This is a genomic window from Brevibacterium renqingii, assembly GCF_017808095.1.
GTDB classification, from domain to species: domain Bacteria; phylum Actinomycetota; class Actinomycetes; order Actinomycetales; family Brevibacteriaceae; genus Brevibacterium; species Brevibacterium renqingii.
In genome coordinates, this window is sequence record NZ_JADBHG010000003.1 from 30,781 (window position 1) to 47,273 (window position 16,493).

Annotated in this window: 14 protein-coding genes; 8 read left to right on the forward strand and 6 right to left on the reverse strand. The window is 64.1% G+C overall.

The features are described 5' to 3' along the window. Positions 1-4: 4 nt before the first annotated feature. Genes IIE29_RS07600 through IIE29_RS07625 form a run of 6 tightly spaced genes read left to right on the forward strand, consistent with a single transcriptional unit; the run spans position 5 to position 6,167 of the window. Positions 5-865 (forward strand): pseudouridine synthase, encoded by an 861-nt coding sequence (locus IIE29_RS07600; RefSeq protein WP_209324650.1) that lies wholly within the window; start codon positions 5-7, stop codon positions 863-865. Further along, complete coding sequence (locus tag IIE29_RS07605) at positions 862-1,986, forward strand: prephenate dehydrogenase (protein WP_209324651.1); 1,125 nt, start codon at positions 862-864, stop codon at positions 1,984-1,986. Before IIE29_RS07600 ends, IIE29_RS07605 begins: the two co-directional genes overlap by 4 nt. Next, positions 1,983-2,642, forward strand: a complete 660-nt coding sequence (cmk, locus tag IIE29_RS07610; RefSeq protein ID WP_209324652.1) for a (d)CMP kinase — start codon at positions 1,983-1,985, stop codon at positions 2,640-2,642. The genes IIE29_RS07605 and cmk overlap by 4 nt, the downstream gene beginning before the upstream one ends. Next, on the forward strand, positions 2,639-4,150 hold the full coding sequence (gene der / locus IIE29_RS07615) for a ribosome biogenesis GTPase Der (RefSeq protein WP_209324653.1): 1,512 nt from the start codon (positions 2,639-2,641) through the stop codon (positions 4,148-4,150). Before cmk ends, der begins: the two co-directional genes overlap by 4 nt. Continuing rightward, the gene (locus IIE29_RS07620; RefSeq protein WP_246475817.1) at positions 4,151-5,524 is read left to right on the forward strand and encodes an AI-2E family transporter; all 1,374 of its coding nucleotides are present in this window, start codon (positions 4,151-4,153) and stop codon (positions 5,522-5,524) included. Between the two features lie 16 nt (positions 5,525-5,540). Then, positions 5,541-6,167: an L-threonylcarbamoyladenylate synthase gene (locus tag IIE29_RS07625; protein WP_209324654.1), complete on the forward strand. Its 627-nt coding sequence runs from the start codon at positions 5,541-5,543 to the stop codon at positions 6,165-6,167. A gap of 64 nt (positions 6,168-6,231) precedes the next feature. On the opposite strand, the gene IIE29_RS07630 is transcribed toward IIE29_RS07625, so the two are convergent. The 5 genes from IIE29_RS07630 to IIE29_RS07650 form a co-directional block, all read right to left on the reverse strand. After that, positions 6,232-6,936: an ABC transporter ATP-binding protein gene (locus IIE29_RS07630; RefSeq protein ID WP_209324655.1), complete on the reverse strand. Its 705-nt coding sequence runs from the start codon at positions 6,934-6,936 to the stop codon at positions 6,232-6,234. After that, positions 6,936-7,709 (reverse strand): ABC transporter ATP-binding protein, encoded by a 774-nt coding sequence (locus IIE29_RS07635; RefSeq protein WP_209324656.1) that lies wholly within the window; start codon positions 7,707-7,709, stop codon positions 6,936-6,938. The genes IIE29_RS07630 and IIE29_RS07635 overlap by 1 nt, the downstream gene beginning before the upstream one ends. Beyond that, positions 7,706-8,782, reverse strand: coding sequence for a branched-chain amino acid ABC transporter permease (locus IIE29_RS07640; protein ID WP_209324657.1), 1,077 nt, complete (start codon positions 8,780-8,782; stop codon positions 7,706-7,708). The genes IIE29_RS07635 and IIE29_RS07640 overlap by 4 nt, the downstream gene beginning before the upstream one ends. Then, on the reverse strand, positions 8,779-9,645 hold the full coding sequence (locus IIE29_RS07645) for a branched-chain amino acid ABC transporter permease (RefSeq protein ID WP_209324658.1): 867 nt from the start codon (positions 9,643-9,645) through the stop codon (positions 8,779-8,781). Before IIE29_RS07645 ends, IIE29_RS07640 begins: the two co-directional genes overlap by 4 nt. Positions 9,646-9,732: 87 nt before the next feature. Continuing rightward, positions 9,733-10,944 (reverse strand): ABC transporter substrate-binding protein, encoded by a 1,212-nt coding sequence (locus tag IIE29_RS07650; RefSeq protein WP_209324659.1) that lies wholly within the window; start codon positions 10,942-10,944, stop codon positions 9,733-9,735. A gap of 446 nt (positions 10,945-11,390) precedes the next feature. On the opposite strand from IIE29_RS07650, the gene IIE29_RS07655 reads away from it, so the two are divergent. Next, positions 11,391-12,134: an SDR family oxidoreductase gene (locus IIE29_RS07655; protein ID WP_209324660.1), complete on the forward strand. Its 744-nt coding sequence runs from the start codon at positions 11,391-11,393 to the stop codon at positions 12,132-12,134. Positions 12,135-12,225: 91 nt separating this feature from the next. Next, a complete protein-coding gene (locus tag IIE29_RS07660) occupies positions 12,226-13,425 on the forward strand; it encodes an acetyl-CoA C-acyltransferase (RefSeq protein ID WP_209324661.1) in 1,200 nt (399 codons plus the stop codon). A gap of 222 nt (positions 13,426-13,647) precedes the next feature. Here IIE29_RS07660 and IIE29_RS16835 read toward each other — a convergent pair whose 3' ends face one another. Beyond that, positions 13,648-16,359: an HNH endonuclease signature motif containing protein gene (locus tag IIE29_RS16835; protein ID WP_246475818.1), complete on the reverse strand. Its 2,712-nt coding sequence runs from the start codon at positions 16,357-16,359 to the stop codon at positions 13,648-13,650. Positions 16,360-16,493 lie beyond the last annotated feature (134 nt).

Here is a 16,493-nt window from a genome sequence, read left to right on the forward strand (position 1 = left end):
AAGTATGAGTCCCTACCGTGATCCCCGTGCGCCCGGCGGGCGCCAGAACCGACCGAGTCGAAAACAGCGCGCAGCAACGAATTCCAAGGCCTCCCGGAAGCCTGCTTCGGGGACCGGCCAGACATCGGATGCCCATATCAGCGGTGGTGTGCGGCTGCAGAAGGTGCTCGCCGAGGCGGGCCTGGGCTCACGTCGGGCGTGCGAGCAGCTCATCGTCGACGGGCGCGTCGAGGTCGACGGCTCCGTCGTGACCGAGCTGGGCACCCGGATCGACCCCGAGACGCAGTCCGTGCATGTCGATACGGTGAGAATTTCGACACAGACCAAGAAGGTCTACCTCGTGCTCAACAAGCCGGCCGGTGTCGTGTCGACGATGAGCGACCCCGAGGGGCGCCCCTGCCTGGCCGACTACGTGCGCAACAACAACGAGCGCCTCTTCCACGTCGGTCGTCTCGACACCGAGACCGAGGGGCTCATCCTGCTGACCAACGACGGAGAGCTGAGCAACCGCCTGGCCCATCCGCGCTACGAGATCCCGAAGACCTACCTCGCGAAGGTCAAGGGGCAGCTGGCCAAGGACGCCGGCGCGATCCTCAAGGCCGGCATCGACCTCGAGGACGGCTTCGTCAAGGTCGACGACTTCAGGCTCGTCGACTCGACGCCGGGCAAGTCCGTCGTCGAACTCACCCTGCACTCGGGCCGCAACCGGATCGTGCGCCGACTCCTCGCCGAGATCGGCCATCCGGTGGAGCGGCTCGTGCGCTTGAGGTTCGGACCGATCGTGCTCGACGAGCAGAAGCAGGGTAAGATCCGCCCGCTGCGCTCCGATGAGGTCGGTGCCCTCTTCGAGGCCGTCGGGTTGTGAGAGTCCACATCATCGGCACCGGCCTGCTCGGTGCCAGCTTGGGGCTGGCGCTGAGCGAGAAGGGCCATCAGGTGACCCTCGAGGACGCCTCGCCGACCGCTCAGCAGCTCGCCGCCGACCTCGGCGCCGGACGGGTGCTCGCCCAGGCCGACGCTGACGCATCTGCGTCCGCCGGCTCCGCCGCCGACCCGGACATCGTCGTCGTCGCGACCCCGCCCGATGTCGCGGCACGCGTCATCGCCTCGGCGCTCGAGACCTACCCGGACGCGACGGTCACGGACGTCGCCAGCGTCAAGACCCGTCTCCTCGAGTCGGTGACGGCGCTCGTCACGCATGCCCAGCTCGATCGCTACATCGGCTGCCATCCGATGGCCGGCCGGGAGAAGTCCGGCGCCATCGCCGCGCAGTCCGATCTCTTCACGGCCCGGCCGTGGGTGATCTGCTCGGATGCGGACACACCGTCCGACCGCCTCGGCGAGGTCATCGCCATGGCCGAGGACACGGGTGCCTCGGTGCTGCACCTCGATCCGCGCATCCATGATGCCGCGGTCGCGAAGGTCTCACACGTGCCGCAAGTCGTCGCCTCTCTGGTGGCCTCCCAGCTGCGGCACGCACCGTTGGAGGAGATCGCCCTGGCCGGACAGGGGCTGCGCGATGTCACGCGCATCGCCGCCAGCGACCCGGGCCTGTGGACGCAGATACTGTCCGGGAACGCCGAAGAGGTCCGGTCCGTGCTCGTGGATCTGCGGAGCGAACTCGACGAGGTCATCGGCGCGCTCGAACTCGGTCCCGGTTCGACCGGGCTGCTCGCGAAGGCGATCGCTCTGGGCAATGAGGGACACGACCGGATTCCCGGCAAGCACGGGCAGCCGCCCACCACCTATGCTGTTGTCACGATCCTGGTTCCGGACACGCCCGGGACCCTGGCCCGGCTGTTCAAGGACATCGGCGACCTCGGCGTCAATGTCGAGGACTTCCGCATGGATCACGCCTCCGGTCGGAAGCTCGGCATGGTCGACGTGTCCGTGGTTCCGGCCATCCAGCAGGAGCTGGAGATCGGATTGCTGTCGAAGGGATGGCAGATCCCCGAATCCGCCATCGAGAAAGAAGGAACTGCATGAGCGTCGTAGCCATTGACGGACCATCCGGAGTGGGGAAGTCGAGCACCGCCAAGGAGGTGGCGCGTCGGATGGGATACCAGTACCTCGACACCGGTGCGATGTATCGCGCAATGGCGTGGCTGTGCCTCAACCGCGGGGTCACCGATCCCGTCGACGTCCTCGAGCAGGTGCGCGGGGCCGATCTCGAGATCTCGCTGAGCCCCGACGAGTTCTTCGTCTCCGTCGACGACATCGACGTCACCGAGGAGATCCGTGGCACGGACGTGTCGGCGAATGTGCAGACGGTCTCCGGCGTCGTCGACGCCCGCGAGGAGCTCATCGAGATGCAGCGCGAATACATCGCCGCCGCACCCGAGGGCATCGTCGTCGAGGGCCGGGACATCACGACCGTGGTGGCACCCGACGCCGAGGTGCGCATCCTCATGACCGCCCGTGACGAGGTGCGGGTGGCCCGCCGTGCGAAGGAAGTGCACGGAAACACCGAGGCCGAGGCGATCGCCGCCACCGAAGACCTGGTCACCGGCCGTGACGCGAAGGACTCCGCCACGACGAGCTTCACAGAGGCCGCCGACGGAGTGTACACACTCGATACCAGCGACATCGACTTCGACCAGGTGGTCGAGACGGTGCTGCAGCTGGTGAAGGACTCACAATGAGCGAATCCGAATTCCACGAAACACCCGATGAGGACCTGGTCGACCGGGTCGAGAGCATCAGCGACGAGGAGGCCGAACAGCGGGCGACCGCACTCGAGGCCGGGCTCGAGAGCTACGAGCTCGAGGACGAGGACCGTGCCCTGCTGAGGGTTCACGGCTTCGAGGTCGAGGAAGAGGACGTGCTCGGGGCCGCCCCCGTGCTCGCCGTCGTCGGACGCCCGAACGTCGGCAAGTCGACGCTGGTCAACCGGATCCTCGGCCGTCGCGAGGCCGTCGTCGAGGATGTTCCCGGCGTCACCCGTGACCGGGTGAGCTACCGGGCGGAGTGGAACACGAAGGCATTCACCCTCGTCGACACCGGCGGCTGGGATTCGGATTCGAAGGGCATGGCCTCGCGGATCGCGATCCAGTCGGAGATCGCTGTGGACATGGCCGATGCCGTCGTGCTCGTCGTCGATGCGACCACCGGGCCGACTTCGACCGATGAGATGATCGTGCAGATGCTGCGGAGGAAGAAGAAGCCCGTCATCCTCGCGGCGAACAAGGTCGATGACGAACGCGGCGAGCTCATGGCCGCCGAACTCTGGGGCCTGGGCATGGGGCAGCCGTGGACGGTCTCGGCCCTGCACGGGCGCGGAGTGGCCGACCTGCTCGACGAGGTCCTCACCGTCCTGCCGGAGGTCTCCGCCGTCGACACCCGCATCGAAGAGGGCGGGCCGCGCCGTGTGGCTCTCGTGGGGCGGCCGAACGTCGGCAAGTCCTCCCTGCTCAACCAGCTCCTGGGCACCGACCGTGTGCTTGTGGACAATGTCGCCGGCACCACTCGTGACCCCGTCGACGAACTCATCGAGCTCGGCGGCAAGCAGTGGCGCTTCGTCGACACCGCAGGAATCCGGCGGCGTGCACATCAGGCCAGCGGCGCGGACTTCTACGCCGCGCTGCGCACCCAGACCGCGCTCGAGCGCGCCGAGGTGGCCGTCGTCCTCCTCGAGGTCCAGGAACCCCTGAGCGAACAGGATGTGCGCATCGTGACCACGGCCGCCGAGGCCGGTCGAGCCGTGGTGCTCGCGTTCAACAAGTGGGACCTCCTCGACGACGAACGCCGCTACTACCTCGAGAGAGAGATCGAGAGGGACCTCTCGCATGTGGCCTGGGCGCCGCGGGTGAACATCTCCGCGAAGACCGGTCGGCACGCCGAGAAGCTCGTGCCCGCGATGGAGACGGCACTCGAGGGCTGGGACACCCGCATTCCCACGGGTCGGCTCAACGCGTTCCTCGGCGAGCTGGTCGCGGCCAATCCGCATCCCGTGCGCGGCGGCAAGCAGCCTCGCATCCTCTTCGGCACCCAGGCGCAGTCGCGTCCGCCGAAGTTCGTGCTGTTCACGACCGGCTTCCTCGATCCCGGCTACCGTCGGTTCATCACTCGACGTCTGCGTGAGACCTTCGGTTTCAAGGGCACGCCGATCGAGGTGTCGATGCGCATTCGAGAGAAGCGGCGGAGGCGCTGAATGAACGAGGACGAGCAGCCAGAGGGCACGGGCGTCGACGACGCCGTCGGCACGTCCGGCGAGCATGCCCGCCCTGCCGCGCCTGCTCCGTCCTCGAGTTCGGACCCGCGGCCGGATTCGGCCTCGGCGACAGTCGGGTCCGCGCATTCGACGGGGGCTGAACCGACCTCCGTGCACTCGGCACCAGCGGGGGACGGGGCCAGTGGGACCGCCTCGGCGTGGGACGGGTCCGGCGGGCCCGCCTCGGCGGGGGACTCTGTCACCTCTGTCTCAGCCGGAGCGGAAGCCGAGGCGCGGCCCTGGTTCTCGCGCTCACCCGCGCGTGCTCTCATGATCGCCTTGACGATCGCGGGACTTGCCTATGCGCTGTCGTTCTTCCGCGGGCTCCAGGACATCGTGGCCCCTGTGTTCCTGGCGCTGAACTTCTACATCGTCGTCTATCCCGTGCAGAGGATTCTCACCAGACTGAAGATCCCGCGCGCGATCGGCGCCTGCATCTCGGTCGTCCTCGTGCTGTGCATGATCTTCGCGTTCTTCGGGCTCACAGCCTGGTCCGTGGCCGAGCTCGTCATCCTCATCCCCAGCTACAGCAACCAGCTCGCGGCCACCTATCAGAGCACGCTGGCGATGCTCTCGGACATCGGGGTGACGTCCTCGGTGATCCAGGAACAGCTCAAGGCCTTCGACGTCCGCTCGGTCCTCGACGCCATCTATCCTCTGCTGTCGAACGCGTCATCGGTCGCCGGTCTGCTGACCACCGTCATCATGGCTGTGTTCTTCGTAGCGATGGATTCGATGGGCATCGACAAGCGGATGCGGATGCTCCTCGACGTCAAGCCGTCCCTGTCGGCCTCCCTCGGCGATTTCGCCGGCGGTGTGCGACGCTACTGGGTGGTGGCGACGATCTTCGGCCTCATCGTCGCGTTCCTCGACGTCATCGCCCTGGCCATCATCGATGTGCCGCTCATCTGGGTGTGGGGCGTGCTCGCTTTCCTGACGAACTACATTCCGAACATCGGATTCGTCATCGGCCTCGTCCCGCCCGCGCTGCTCGCCCTCGTTGACAGCGGATGGCAGGCCGCGCTCTGGGTGGTCATCGCCTACAGCGTTCTCAACTTCGTCATCCAGGCGATCATCCAGCCGAAGTTCACCGGCGAATCGGTCGGAGTGACACCGCTGATCTCCTTCCTCTCGCTGCTGTTCTGGGTGTGGGTGCTCGGCTGGCTCGGGGCCCTGCTGGCCCTGCCTGCGACCCTGCTGCTCAAGGCGCTGCTCGTCGACGCGGACCCGCGGTCACGGTGGGTGAATATCCTCCTGGCCTCGGACCCCGACACCGGGAGAGTCGCTGCGAGACCCTCGCCCTCAGCGGTCTGAGTGGTTAGCATGAAGTATGGCGACACTACTGAATATCCATCCGGAGAACCCACAGAACCGACTGATCGAGAAGGCCGCTGAGTCCTTGAGAAGCGGAGGGCTGATCGCCTATCCCACGGACTCCTGCTACGCGCTCGGCTGCGCCTTGGACAACAAGGAGGGCATCGAGCGGATCACCCGCATCCGCCACCTCGGCTCGAAGCACCACTTCACACTGATGTGCCACGACTTCGCCCAGCTGGGACAGTTCGTCATCGTCGGCAATGCGGACTTCCGAGCCATCAAATCGATGACGCCCGGTCCGTACACGTTCATCATGAAGGCGACGAAGGAGGTCCCGCGCCGGATGATGCATCCGAAGAAGCATTCGGTCGGAGCTCGAATCCCGCAGAACGTCACCGCCCTGTCCCTCGTCGAGGCGATGGGCGAGCCGATCCTGTCATCGACCCTGCTGCTGCCCGGCGATGAGGACCCGCTCACCCACGCCGAGGATGTGATGGACCAGCTCGGCAACGATCTCGATGTCGTCATCGAATCCGGAGTTCCCGGTGTCGTGCCGACCTCGGTCATCGACTTCACCGGCAAATTCCCTGAAGTGGCCCGCGTCGGTGCTGGTGACGTCTCGCGTTTCCTCGACGAATGAGAGGTCTGCCGCAGAGCCCCAGATCGGGGAGTCGGGGGACCACCTCGGCGAGGCCGATCGGAATTCACAGCCCGAGATAGGCGGCCTGGACGTCGGGATTGTCCAGCAGCCGAGAAGCGTCATCGGCGAGGACGACCCGTCCTTCAGCGAGGACATAGCCGCGGTGAGCGATCGCGAGCGATGCCTTCGCGTTCTGCTCACTGAGGAGGACTCCGATGCCTCGGTCGTTGATCTGCGCCACAGAGGCGAGCACTTGTTCGACGATGATCGGTGCCAGGCCCATCGAAGGCTCGTCGAGGATGAGCAGACTCGGATCCGACATCAGCGCTCTTCCGATGGCGACCATCTGCTGCTGACCGCCCGAGAGCGAACCGGCGGGCTGCTTCGCCTTCTCGCCCAGAATCGGGAACAGTTCGAGCACCTGAGCGTAGATCTCCTCTGTGCGGGAACTGTTCCGATGAGGGTAGGACCCCAAGCGCAGATTCTTCTCCACCGACATCTTCCCGAACAGGTGGCGTCCTTCGGGACAGTGAGCGATCCCCGCTTTGACGATCGCATTCGGTCGAGCACGGTGGAGCTTGCGCCCCTCGTAGTCGACAGAGCCGGAACGGACCGGCATGAGACCGCTGATCGTCTTGAACAGGGTCGTCTTCCCTGATCCGTTGGCACCGAGGATGACTGTGAGCTCGCCGGGGCGGGCAGTGATGCTCACGCCGTGGAGAACATCGGTGGCGTCGTATCCCGTGCTGACGTTGTCGAGGGTGAGCATCAGTTCTCCTCATCTGTCGAAGATCCGAGATAGGCGCGGATCACGTCCGGGTTCGACTGAATCTCCGCCGGCGTTCCGAGCGCGAGCTTCTGCCCGTGATCGAGAACGAGGATCGTGTCCGCGAGGCCCATGATCATGGTCATCTTGTGTTCGACGAGAAGGACGGAGACCCCTTGTCCCGGCAGAGAGCGGATGAGGTCGCCGAAGTCCGCTGTCTCCTCCTCGGGTATGCCTCCGGCCGGCTCATCGAGCAGGAGCAGCTCGGGCTCCGTGGCCAGAGCCATCGCGACTGCCGTCCGCTTCTGCACTTCCTGGGGAACATTGGAGGCCAGGTCGTGGCGATGTTCGGCGATCCCGCAGTATTCGAGGGCCTCCATCGCCTTGTCCTCGTTGACCCGCGACTCACGACGATGACGCGGCGTGTGAAAGACCGCATCGAAGATGGTGGATTTCGACCGTACGATCCGGCCGGCCAGGACGTTCTCCAATACGGTGCTGTCTTCGAACAGGTTCGTCGTCTGAAAGGTGCGAGCGATTCCTCCGGCCACCGTCCGGTGCGGGGAGGAATGCGTTATGTCATCGCCCCTGAACGTGACCGTTCCGGCCGTGGGGCGATAGAAGCCGTGGATGAGGTTGAACAGAGTCGATTTGCCCGCTCCGTTGGGGCCGATCACCGCAGTGATCCTGCCTTCATCCACATCGAGGTCGACGCTTTTGACCGCGTCGAGCCCGCCGAAGCGTTTGCCGAGTCCGCGTACTTCGAGCAGTGTCATTTCGTCTCCTCGGACGTCGTTCCGGCGCCGGACTCTGTCTTGGTCTCCGCGGTCGGTACCGCAGATGGGCCCTCGGGTGCGGACGTTTCCGACGATCGTCGCATGCCTGCGAGCCGTCTGCGCCGATTGCGTCTGTCGATGAACTCGCCGAGGTAGCCGATGATCCCACGGGGCGCGAAGATGACGAGAGCTACGATGATCGGTCCCAGCACGATGAAGCGATAGGCCTGGAAATCCTGGAAGAGTTCGAACAGGAACGTCACGATCATGCTCCCCAAGAGGGGGCCCGCGACCGTTCCCATTCCGCCGACGAGGATGAACATGAGGAACTCGAAGGTCTTGTCGATCGAGGCGGCATCGGGACCGATGAAGCCGACGACCGTGGCGTAGAGCCCGCCGCCGATGCCTCCGAAGACCGCCGAGGCTGCGAACGCGAGCTGCTTGCTGAAGCCGACCCGCACGCCGATCGCATCGGCGAGATCCTCGCTGGTCCTGATCGTCAACAGGGTCCTGCCCACACCCGAGCGGCGGATCGCATGGGTGATGTAGATGCAGATGAGCAGGACGAGGAAGACGAGATAGAACATCGCGATCGGCGAGCTGAAATCGACGATCCCCGCACCCTCGGGGAATTTGACGTTGTTGACCCCCGAATGCGCATGAGTGACGGCTTCCCAACGGCTGATGACCAGGAAGATGATGAAGCCGATGGCCATCGTGAATATGGCGAAGTACTCGTCCTTCGTGCGCAGCGCGATGAGACCGCACAGGTAGCCGATGACGGCTGTGCCGATGACCGAAACGAAGAACGCTGACCAGAACGACCAGTCGTAGTCGGTGGTGAGCAGCCCGACCCCGTACGCGCCGATGCCGAAGAATCCGCCTTGCGCCAATGACAGCTGTCCGGTGAAGCCGAGGATGATGTTGAGACCGTAGACAGCGATCGCGGCGCACATTCCGACGGTGATGACTCGCATGGCGTAGTTCTCTTCGGCGAAGACCGCCGGCGCTGCGCCGATGAGGACGACGACGGCGAAAGTGCCGAGGAGACGAGGGTTCTTCAACGCGTTCATCGTTGGACCGCCTTCGTGAACAGGCCCGTGGGTTTGATGGCCAGGACTGCGACCAACACGATGAATGCGACTGCCTCTCCGACGGCCGAGGAAATATAGGTCGCTGTCATCGTCTCGGCGAGGGCAAGGGCGAAGCCTCCGACGATGGCGCCGGGCAGGGAGCCGAGCCCACCGAGGATGATGATCGCGAAGACCTTGAGGTTGAGGGCATCGCCCATGGTCGGCGAGAGCAGGTTGATCGGGGCGACCAGGCCGGCCGCGACGGTCGCCAGGAGGGCGGAGAGCCCCAAGGTCAGCATCGAGACCATCGAAGGGCTGATTCCGACGAGGGACGCACCGATCCGGTCCTGTTCGATCGCCTCGATCGTCTGGCCGTGAATGGAACGCTTGATGAACCAGGCCAGAAGCGCCAGCACGATCACAGCGGTCACGATGATCACGATCCGCTGAGCGGAGATCTCCGCGCCGAGGATGTCCAATCCACCTGTGATCGGTGTCTTCATCCGACGGAAGTCAGCTCCCCAGATCGCTTGGGCCAGAGCTTGGAAGAAGAACATCGCGCCGACCGCGGCGATCATGTGGTGAGTGTGCGGAGAGTTGCGCAGTGGATGGAAGACGAGACGCTCGAGCCCGACGCCGACGACGAAGAGCAGCAGCGCCGCGATGCCGATGGCGGCGATGTAGGGAACACCGAGCGTCGTCAGGAAGAAGTAAGTGATGTAGGCACCGAGCATATACAGTGCTCCGTGAGCCAGGTTGGGAATGCGCAGCACTCCGAATACCAGTGTCAGGCCGATCGCGGCGAGACAGTAGACGCCGCCCAGCGCGAGGCCGTTGAAGAGCTGTTGGATGAAGAGAGTCATGAAGATCTGGGTCCTCTGCAAGCATGAGGGCAGCGAAGGCGGGGCACAGCCGGTATGCCCCGCCCTCAGGCGTGCCGCAGGTGAAGGTCACTTATTGTCGGAGACCTGTTCGATGGGCACCTTCGTGTACTTGCCCTCATCATCGAGGTAGGTGGCTTCCAGGTTGGGGTTGAGCAGATGTCCCTGTTCGGTGATCTCCTCCGGGAAGCCGTTGACCTTGTACTTGTCGTCGACCTCGGGCAGCGCATCGGAGATGGCTGCGCGGATCTTCTCCGGATCGTCGACCGAGCCTGAGACCTCCATGGCTTTGGCGATGATCGCGATGCCTTGGTAGTTCAGAGCGGTTTCGCTGGTCGGGACCTTCTTGTCTCCGGCCTTATCGGCGTACTTCTTGAGGAAGTCCGCGGTACCTGGGTCCTCGTACTCCGAGACCGGCAGCACCCCCACCGAGTTCTTGAGGTTGTCGAGCTTCGTCACAGTTGCCATCTCATCGAGTTTGGCCTGATCCATGACGAGGAAACTGCCCTCGAAACCCTGCTTGCGAGCTTCTTCCATGATCAGCGCGGTCGGCTGCGAAGGCCCTCCGACGAAGATCGCATCTGGCTTCTCGGCCAGGGCCTTGGACACCGGCCCGGCGAAGTCGGACACGGTGGCGTAGTCGACGCTGTTGTCCCCGCCGATCTTCCCTCCCGCGTCCTTCCACGCATCAGTGATCGACTCGGTCCACTGCTGGCCGTACTCGCTTTGGGTCCCGAGCAGAGCGAGCTTCTTCCCTCCGTGCTTCATCGCTGTCTCGGTGAACTCGGCTGCGTAGGATTCGAAGTTCGGAGGAATCATCATCGTCAGGGGGTTGTCCGACTGCACGATGGCCGGATCGGATGTGTAGGCAGAGATCAGGAAGTTCGACCGTCCGCTGTTGATCTGCTGGATCGCTTTGATCGCTCCGGCATTGGGAGAGACGACGACAGGAGCTTTGTCCTGATCGGCCAGGCGCTGGGCATTGCTTGCAGCTGTCGACGGAGCGTACTTGTCGTCAAGGGACTTCAGTTCGAGAGTGATGGGTTCGCCATCGACTTCGACTCCGTCTGCGTTGAGATCGTCGATGGCCATCTCGAGGCCGATCTGCACGTTCTCGCCATAGGCGGCGCCGCCGCCGCTGAGTGGGCCGGTGTAGCCGATGACAACGGTGTCTCCCTCGCCACTTCCTCCACCACCGCAGGCGGCCATCGACAATGCGAGTGTGCCTATTGCTGCGGATGCCAGAAGCCTATGGCGGCGGCTTCGCGGGACAGAGTTCATCTTTTCTCCTTTGAAAAGCTCCTGGAGCGAGACCGCTCCGCACAGTGCCCGAGACGTCATCGGTGACGGTTCCCGGAGTCGTGGTCGACACGAAATTGACTGCGACTGATTTGAACCATCCCAAATCCATTTTGCTAAGTCAATGGTTTTGCACGAGATTTCTGAACGTTCGATAATCTGCGCGATTGAGCTGGCCGGGCGGACAAAAGCCGAGGTCTGGCGCTTGGAGAACGTTCGCGTGCTGAGGCGCGATGAATCTTCGACGCTGGGGGCGAACCGAACTGCCCATACTCTGAGCAATCAATCGTTCAGCGAGTTCTGTGGTCTAGAGTGGGAGCAGTTGCGCAAGAGATCTCGGTCACACCTGCAGCGGAGCAATCGTGGACAGCGGCCGATGGCGCGATGTGAAACGGACACTTGAGACCACCCTCGTGAGGAGCACGAATATGACTCGGACAGCAATCGTCACCGGCGGCGGACGCGGCATCGGCGCCGCAATCGCCAAGCGCCTCGGCGCTGACGGACTCAAGGTCGCCGTTCTCGACATGGGGCCGACCGACGACACCGTCGCGGCGATCAAGGCCGACGGGGGAGAGGCGCTCGGTCTCGAGGCCGACGTCTCCGACGAGGAATCGGTCAATGCTGCGGTCAAGCAGGTCGCAGACACCCTGGGCGCTCCGACGGTGCTGGTCAACAACGCCGGCGTCCTGCGCGACAATCTCCTCTTCAAGATGACGCACGAGGAGTTCAACAAGGTCCTCTCCGTCCACCTCGGCGGGGCTTTCCTCATGGCCAAGGCGGTGCAGTCGTACATGGTCGAGGAGAAGTTCGGGCGCATCATCTCGATGTCCTCGACGTCGGCGCTCGGCAATCGGGGGCAGACGAACTATTCCGCTGCCAAGGCCGGCATTCAGGGAATCACGAAGACCTGGGCGATCGAGCTCGGCAAGTTCGGCGTCACAGCGAACGCCATCGCTCCAGGCTTCATCGAGACCGATATGACCAAGGCGACCGCTGAGCGCGTGGGGATGAGCTTCGACGATTTCGTCGCCGCCGCTGCCAAGGAGATTCCCGTTGCACGGTCGGGCAAGCCCGAGGACATCGCCCATACGGCCTCTTTCCTCGCATCCGAGGGTGCCGGTTTCGTCTCCGGCCAGGTCATCTACGTCGCCGGCGGCCCGAAGGACTGACTCGGGCGAATGAGCCGTTTCCTCCTGCGTGGAGGACGCACCACCCACGAACTTCGGACACGGAGTCCGAGAACATTGAAAGGTTTGACCCATGAGAGAAGCAGTCATCGTCTCGACGGCCCGCACGCCGATCGGCAAGGCCTACCGCGGTGCGTTCAACGACACTCAGGCGCAGGAGTTGGCAGGGCACGCAGTCAAGCATGCCGTCGAACGTGCCGGTCTGGAGGGCGGGGAGGTCGAGGATGTCATCCTCGGTGCCGCCCTTCAGCAGGGCAGCCAGGGCACGAATATCGCCAGGCAGGCCGCACTGCGCGCCGGACTGCCGGTCACTGTACCCGGCATGTCGATCGATCGACAGTGCTCCTCGGGGCTGATGGCGATCGCCACCGCCGCGAAGCAGATCCTCTTCGACGGGCAGGAGATCGCCGTCGGCGGAGGCGTCGAGTCGGTATCGCTGGTGCAGAACGACAAGATGAACACGTTCAGGGCGAAGGATCCCTGGCTCGAGGAGCACGTTCCAGGCATCTACTATCCGATGCTGGCCACCGCCGAGGTGGTCGCTGAACGCTATGGCGTCAGTCGTGAGGCGCAGGACGAGTATTCGCTGACCTCCCAGCGGCGCACCGCGGCCGCGCAGGAGGCCGGTCGCTTCGATGAGGAGATCGTGCCGCTGCCGACCACGAAGGTCGTGGTCGACAAGGAGACGAAGGAGACCTCGAGGCAGGACGTCACGCTCGAGGCCGATGAGGGCAATCGCCCGTCCACGACGCTGGAGAGCCTGGCCGGCCTCAACCCGGTGCTCGAGCCCGGTGTGGCGTCGAAGGTTCCGAGCATCACCGCCGGCAACGCTTCGCAGCTCTCCGACGGTGCTTCGGCCTCGGTGCTCATGTCGAGCGAGGAAGCCAGCAGGCGTGGTCTCGAGCCGATGGGCATCTACCGCGGGATGGCAGTGGCCGGATGCGAACCGGATGAGATGGGCATCGGCCCTGTCTTCGCCATCCCGAAGCTGCTGAAGACACATGGGCTGTCCATCGATGACATCGATCTGTGGGAGCTCAACGAGGCATTCGCGGTGCAGACCCTGTACTGCCGTGACCGACTCGGAATCGATCCGGAGAAGTACAACGTCGACGGCGGAGGCATCTCGGTCGGGCACCCCTACGGGATGACCGGAGCTCGTCTCGTCGGGCACGCTCTCATCGAGGGCCGTCGCCGTGGAGCGAAATACGTCGTGGTCACGATGTGCATCGGCGGCGGGCAGGGCGCGGCAGGACTGTTCGAAGTCTGCTGACCTCAGGATGATGTCGGCGAGGCGGTTCACGCCGACTGCCGGTGCCTGAGTTCCTGCCGGGGAGATGCAGGTCAAAGCCGGTGGCATTCGGCTCTGTTCAGAGTCGAATGCCACCGGCTTGTGTCGTACGTGTGGCCATATGCCACCGGCTTGTGTCGTACGTGTGGCCATATGCCACCGGCTTGTGTCGTACCGTCTGGCCATTGCCGCATGGTCATTGCCTCAGAACGGTGGGGGCTCGCCGGAGTCCCAGAACCAGTCACGGAGTTCGGCTGAGTCATCGCAGGCCGGGGCAGTGTCGCCGAATCCGTTGGCGAAGCCGGGCACGGCCTCCTTCCATCCCGGCTGGCCGGGCGCTGCAGCCGGTTCGGGGCATTCACGGGCTTTCCTTCGCGCTCCTGGCGAAGGCGGTTCCGCTTTCGCAGCGGGGTCAGGAGAAGGCGCGGGTGCACGATTCGGCCGAGGCAGCGCACTGCCGAAGCGTTCGAGGAACAGCCGGGCGTGTTCGACGTTGAGAGGATTGTCAGGTGCTTCCACTTCGACGGCGACACCGCGGCGGAACACATATTCCAGGTGGCCGGGCGCGGTCATCTTGACGTCGAACTTCCCGTCGGTCTTCGCCTGGTGGTGCTGCTTGCAGAGACAGTGCAGGTTACCGAAGCGTGTGAGGCCTCCCCGGCTGGGTTCGTCGTGGTCGAAGGGGTCTATATGGTCGACCTCGGCGGTCTCGGCGGGCAGAGTGCACCCTGGGAACGTGCAGGACACATACTGCGCGATGAGGGTCTTTCGAATGCTTTCGGGGATCGTGTAGCTCAATGCCTTCGCATCGACTGGAGTGCCGGTTGCCGGGTCGGTGAGCAAGCGAGTCCAGGTGCTGGCGTAGCCCGCGACCCTGCGCGCCATGTCGGCAGGGATCGGTGAACCGTCCGGCAGCGTGCCGGCAAGATCGCACACTTCCTGAGAGGTCAGATTCTTCGTGGTCGGTGGCGGGGGTACGGTGCGTCTACGCGGTGGGCCATCGCTCTCACGGGCTGGAGGATCAGGTTCGTGTGGAGGATCAGGTTCGTATGGAGGATCAGGTTCGTATGGAGGATCGCCTGCCCTCCCGCAGATGCACCTGCCGCAATCGCAAGCTGTGCGGCGGCCGTCGGTGCCGAGTCGTCCCGCTGACAACTGGGCTTCCTCGCCATCGGCTTCCGAGAGGTACTGACTCAGCAGTGTGAGCATCGGGACGGTGATGAACGTACGTGCTTGATTCGACAGCCAGTACTCATTCGTCGGCATGTCGAGGAGGAGCTCGTAGCTGATTCGTCCTCCGCCTTCGCTGCGGATGGGGGTTCCGAAGGCGTCCGTGGCTCCGACCACCGTTTCGTCGGCTCCTGCCGTGCGGGGCCGTTCTCCCGCAGCGCGAGTTCCGACCAGCGAAGAGAATGCGTTATGCATATCGCTGCCTGCCACGCTGCCCGTCGAGGTGCGGCTGCTGAGAAGGGCCTCGAGGATCTGTGACTCGAAGTTGCGGTCCCCTGCGGTTCCTGACATCGATTCCGCGGTTTCCGGTTCGGCCTGCGTGGGGTCCATCTCCGGCCTTGGGGACTCGAGCGTCGAGTCTAGGGCGTATCGGCTCCTGTCCATCTCGTCGAAGACGCGTTCGATGTAGTCGAGCAGTGATTCCCCGTGGTGCATCGGAACGCCGTCCGGACCTGCGAAGAGTCCATCGAGCGGGAATTCGGTGCTCGTCGATTCGCCGTCGGTGCCGCCGGTGCTGATGATACGCAGCTTCAGCTGCGGCCTCGTGCGGGTGAGTATGTCGAACATCAGCGCCGAGATCGTGCGATCGTCGTCGAAGCAGTCTCCCGCTTTCAACTGATCGGAGAATGCGCCGGTATTGCTCTTGCAGACGGAGCGTGCGAACGCCTCGATCCGTTTGTAGCACGCCTGGAGCTCGGGTGCGGGACCGGTCAGGGTGAGGTAGGCGGTGCCGTCATCGCCGGTGCTGATGTCGACCCGACGGCGGAGGGCGACGTTCTCCAGACTGTCCTCGGGCGGCTGCGTCGCGGCGATCTTGAGTGCGACCGAACGTTTGAACGTCTCGATCGTGATATCAGCACGCCTGTTGTCCAAGAAGTCGTCGATGACGGGAAGGTGCTCGAAGCGGAGGTCACGACAACGGCGTGTCACATAGTCGACGTGTTCGATGGTGAAGTCCCCGTCGAGGCAACGACGCAGAAATTTCGGAAGACCGTGAGCGAGCGTGACCGAGGCGGTCAGGTGTTTGAGCGAGTTGCTCGTCGTGGCTCCGAGCAGACTCGAGTACACCCCGACCTCGGTCGTTTCGATATTGCCGCGGAGCCAGGTGAAGAAGGTCAGCTTCGGGTCGTAACCGGGGAAGTCGGGCAGGGGAGGCGGGTTGTCGAGAAGCTCCTGGACCTGCTTCCGCGCGCGGCGAACGCGTCGGCCTGCTGCCCGGTCCTTCTTCCGTCCTCTGCCGCGGCGCCGGGATCTGGTTCGGGTTTCGGCCTCTGTCTGAGCCAGAGCGTCCTCCCAGGCGCGAGCCTCCGCATCGGGGCTGAGTACAGGTGAATCGGGGGAGCCGGTACTGGCGTCGGATGTGACAGGCTCGGGATTTCGATATCGAGCGACGGTCTCTGTGAAAGAGGCGAACGCATAGTTGCGGTCTGGGGCGCCCTTCTTGAGACCACGGACATAGGCGACGTCTTGAACGATGATCTCGCTGGACGCGATGAGGGACTTGATCTGAGCGAGGCTGCTGTCCGCATACACGCGGAGCAGGTCGACGAGCTCGTTCTCTTCCGCGATCTCCAGCCGCCGGCCGTGCGCTCTGCGGTACTGGGACGGAGAAGAAGCACTCGCGGCATCCCGCGAAGCACTGTGCAGGTTCGATGTCGCATCGTCCGCATTGCCGATGTTCTTCATCGGTGCTTCTCCTCTCCACGTCTCTGTGGAAGCTGGCCCTCGAGAAAAATCCTTGACTCAATTATACAATCAAACGACTGACATGAATGTCACAATACGATTACAAATAGAACGAAACACTCTGGCGAACATGA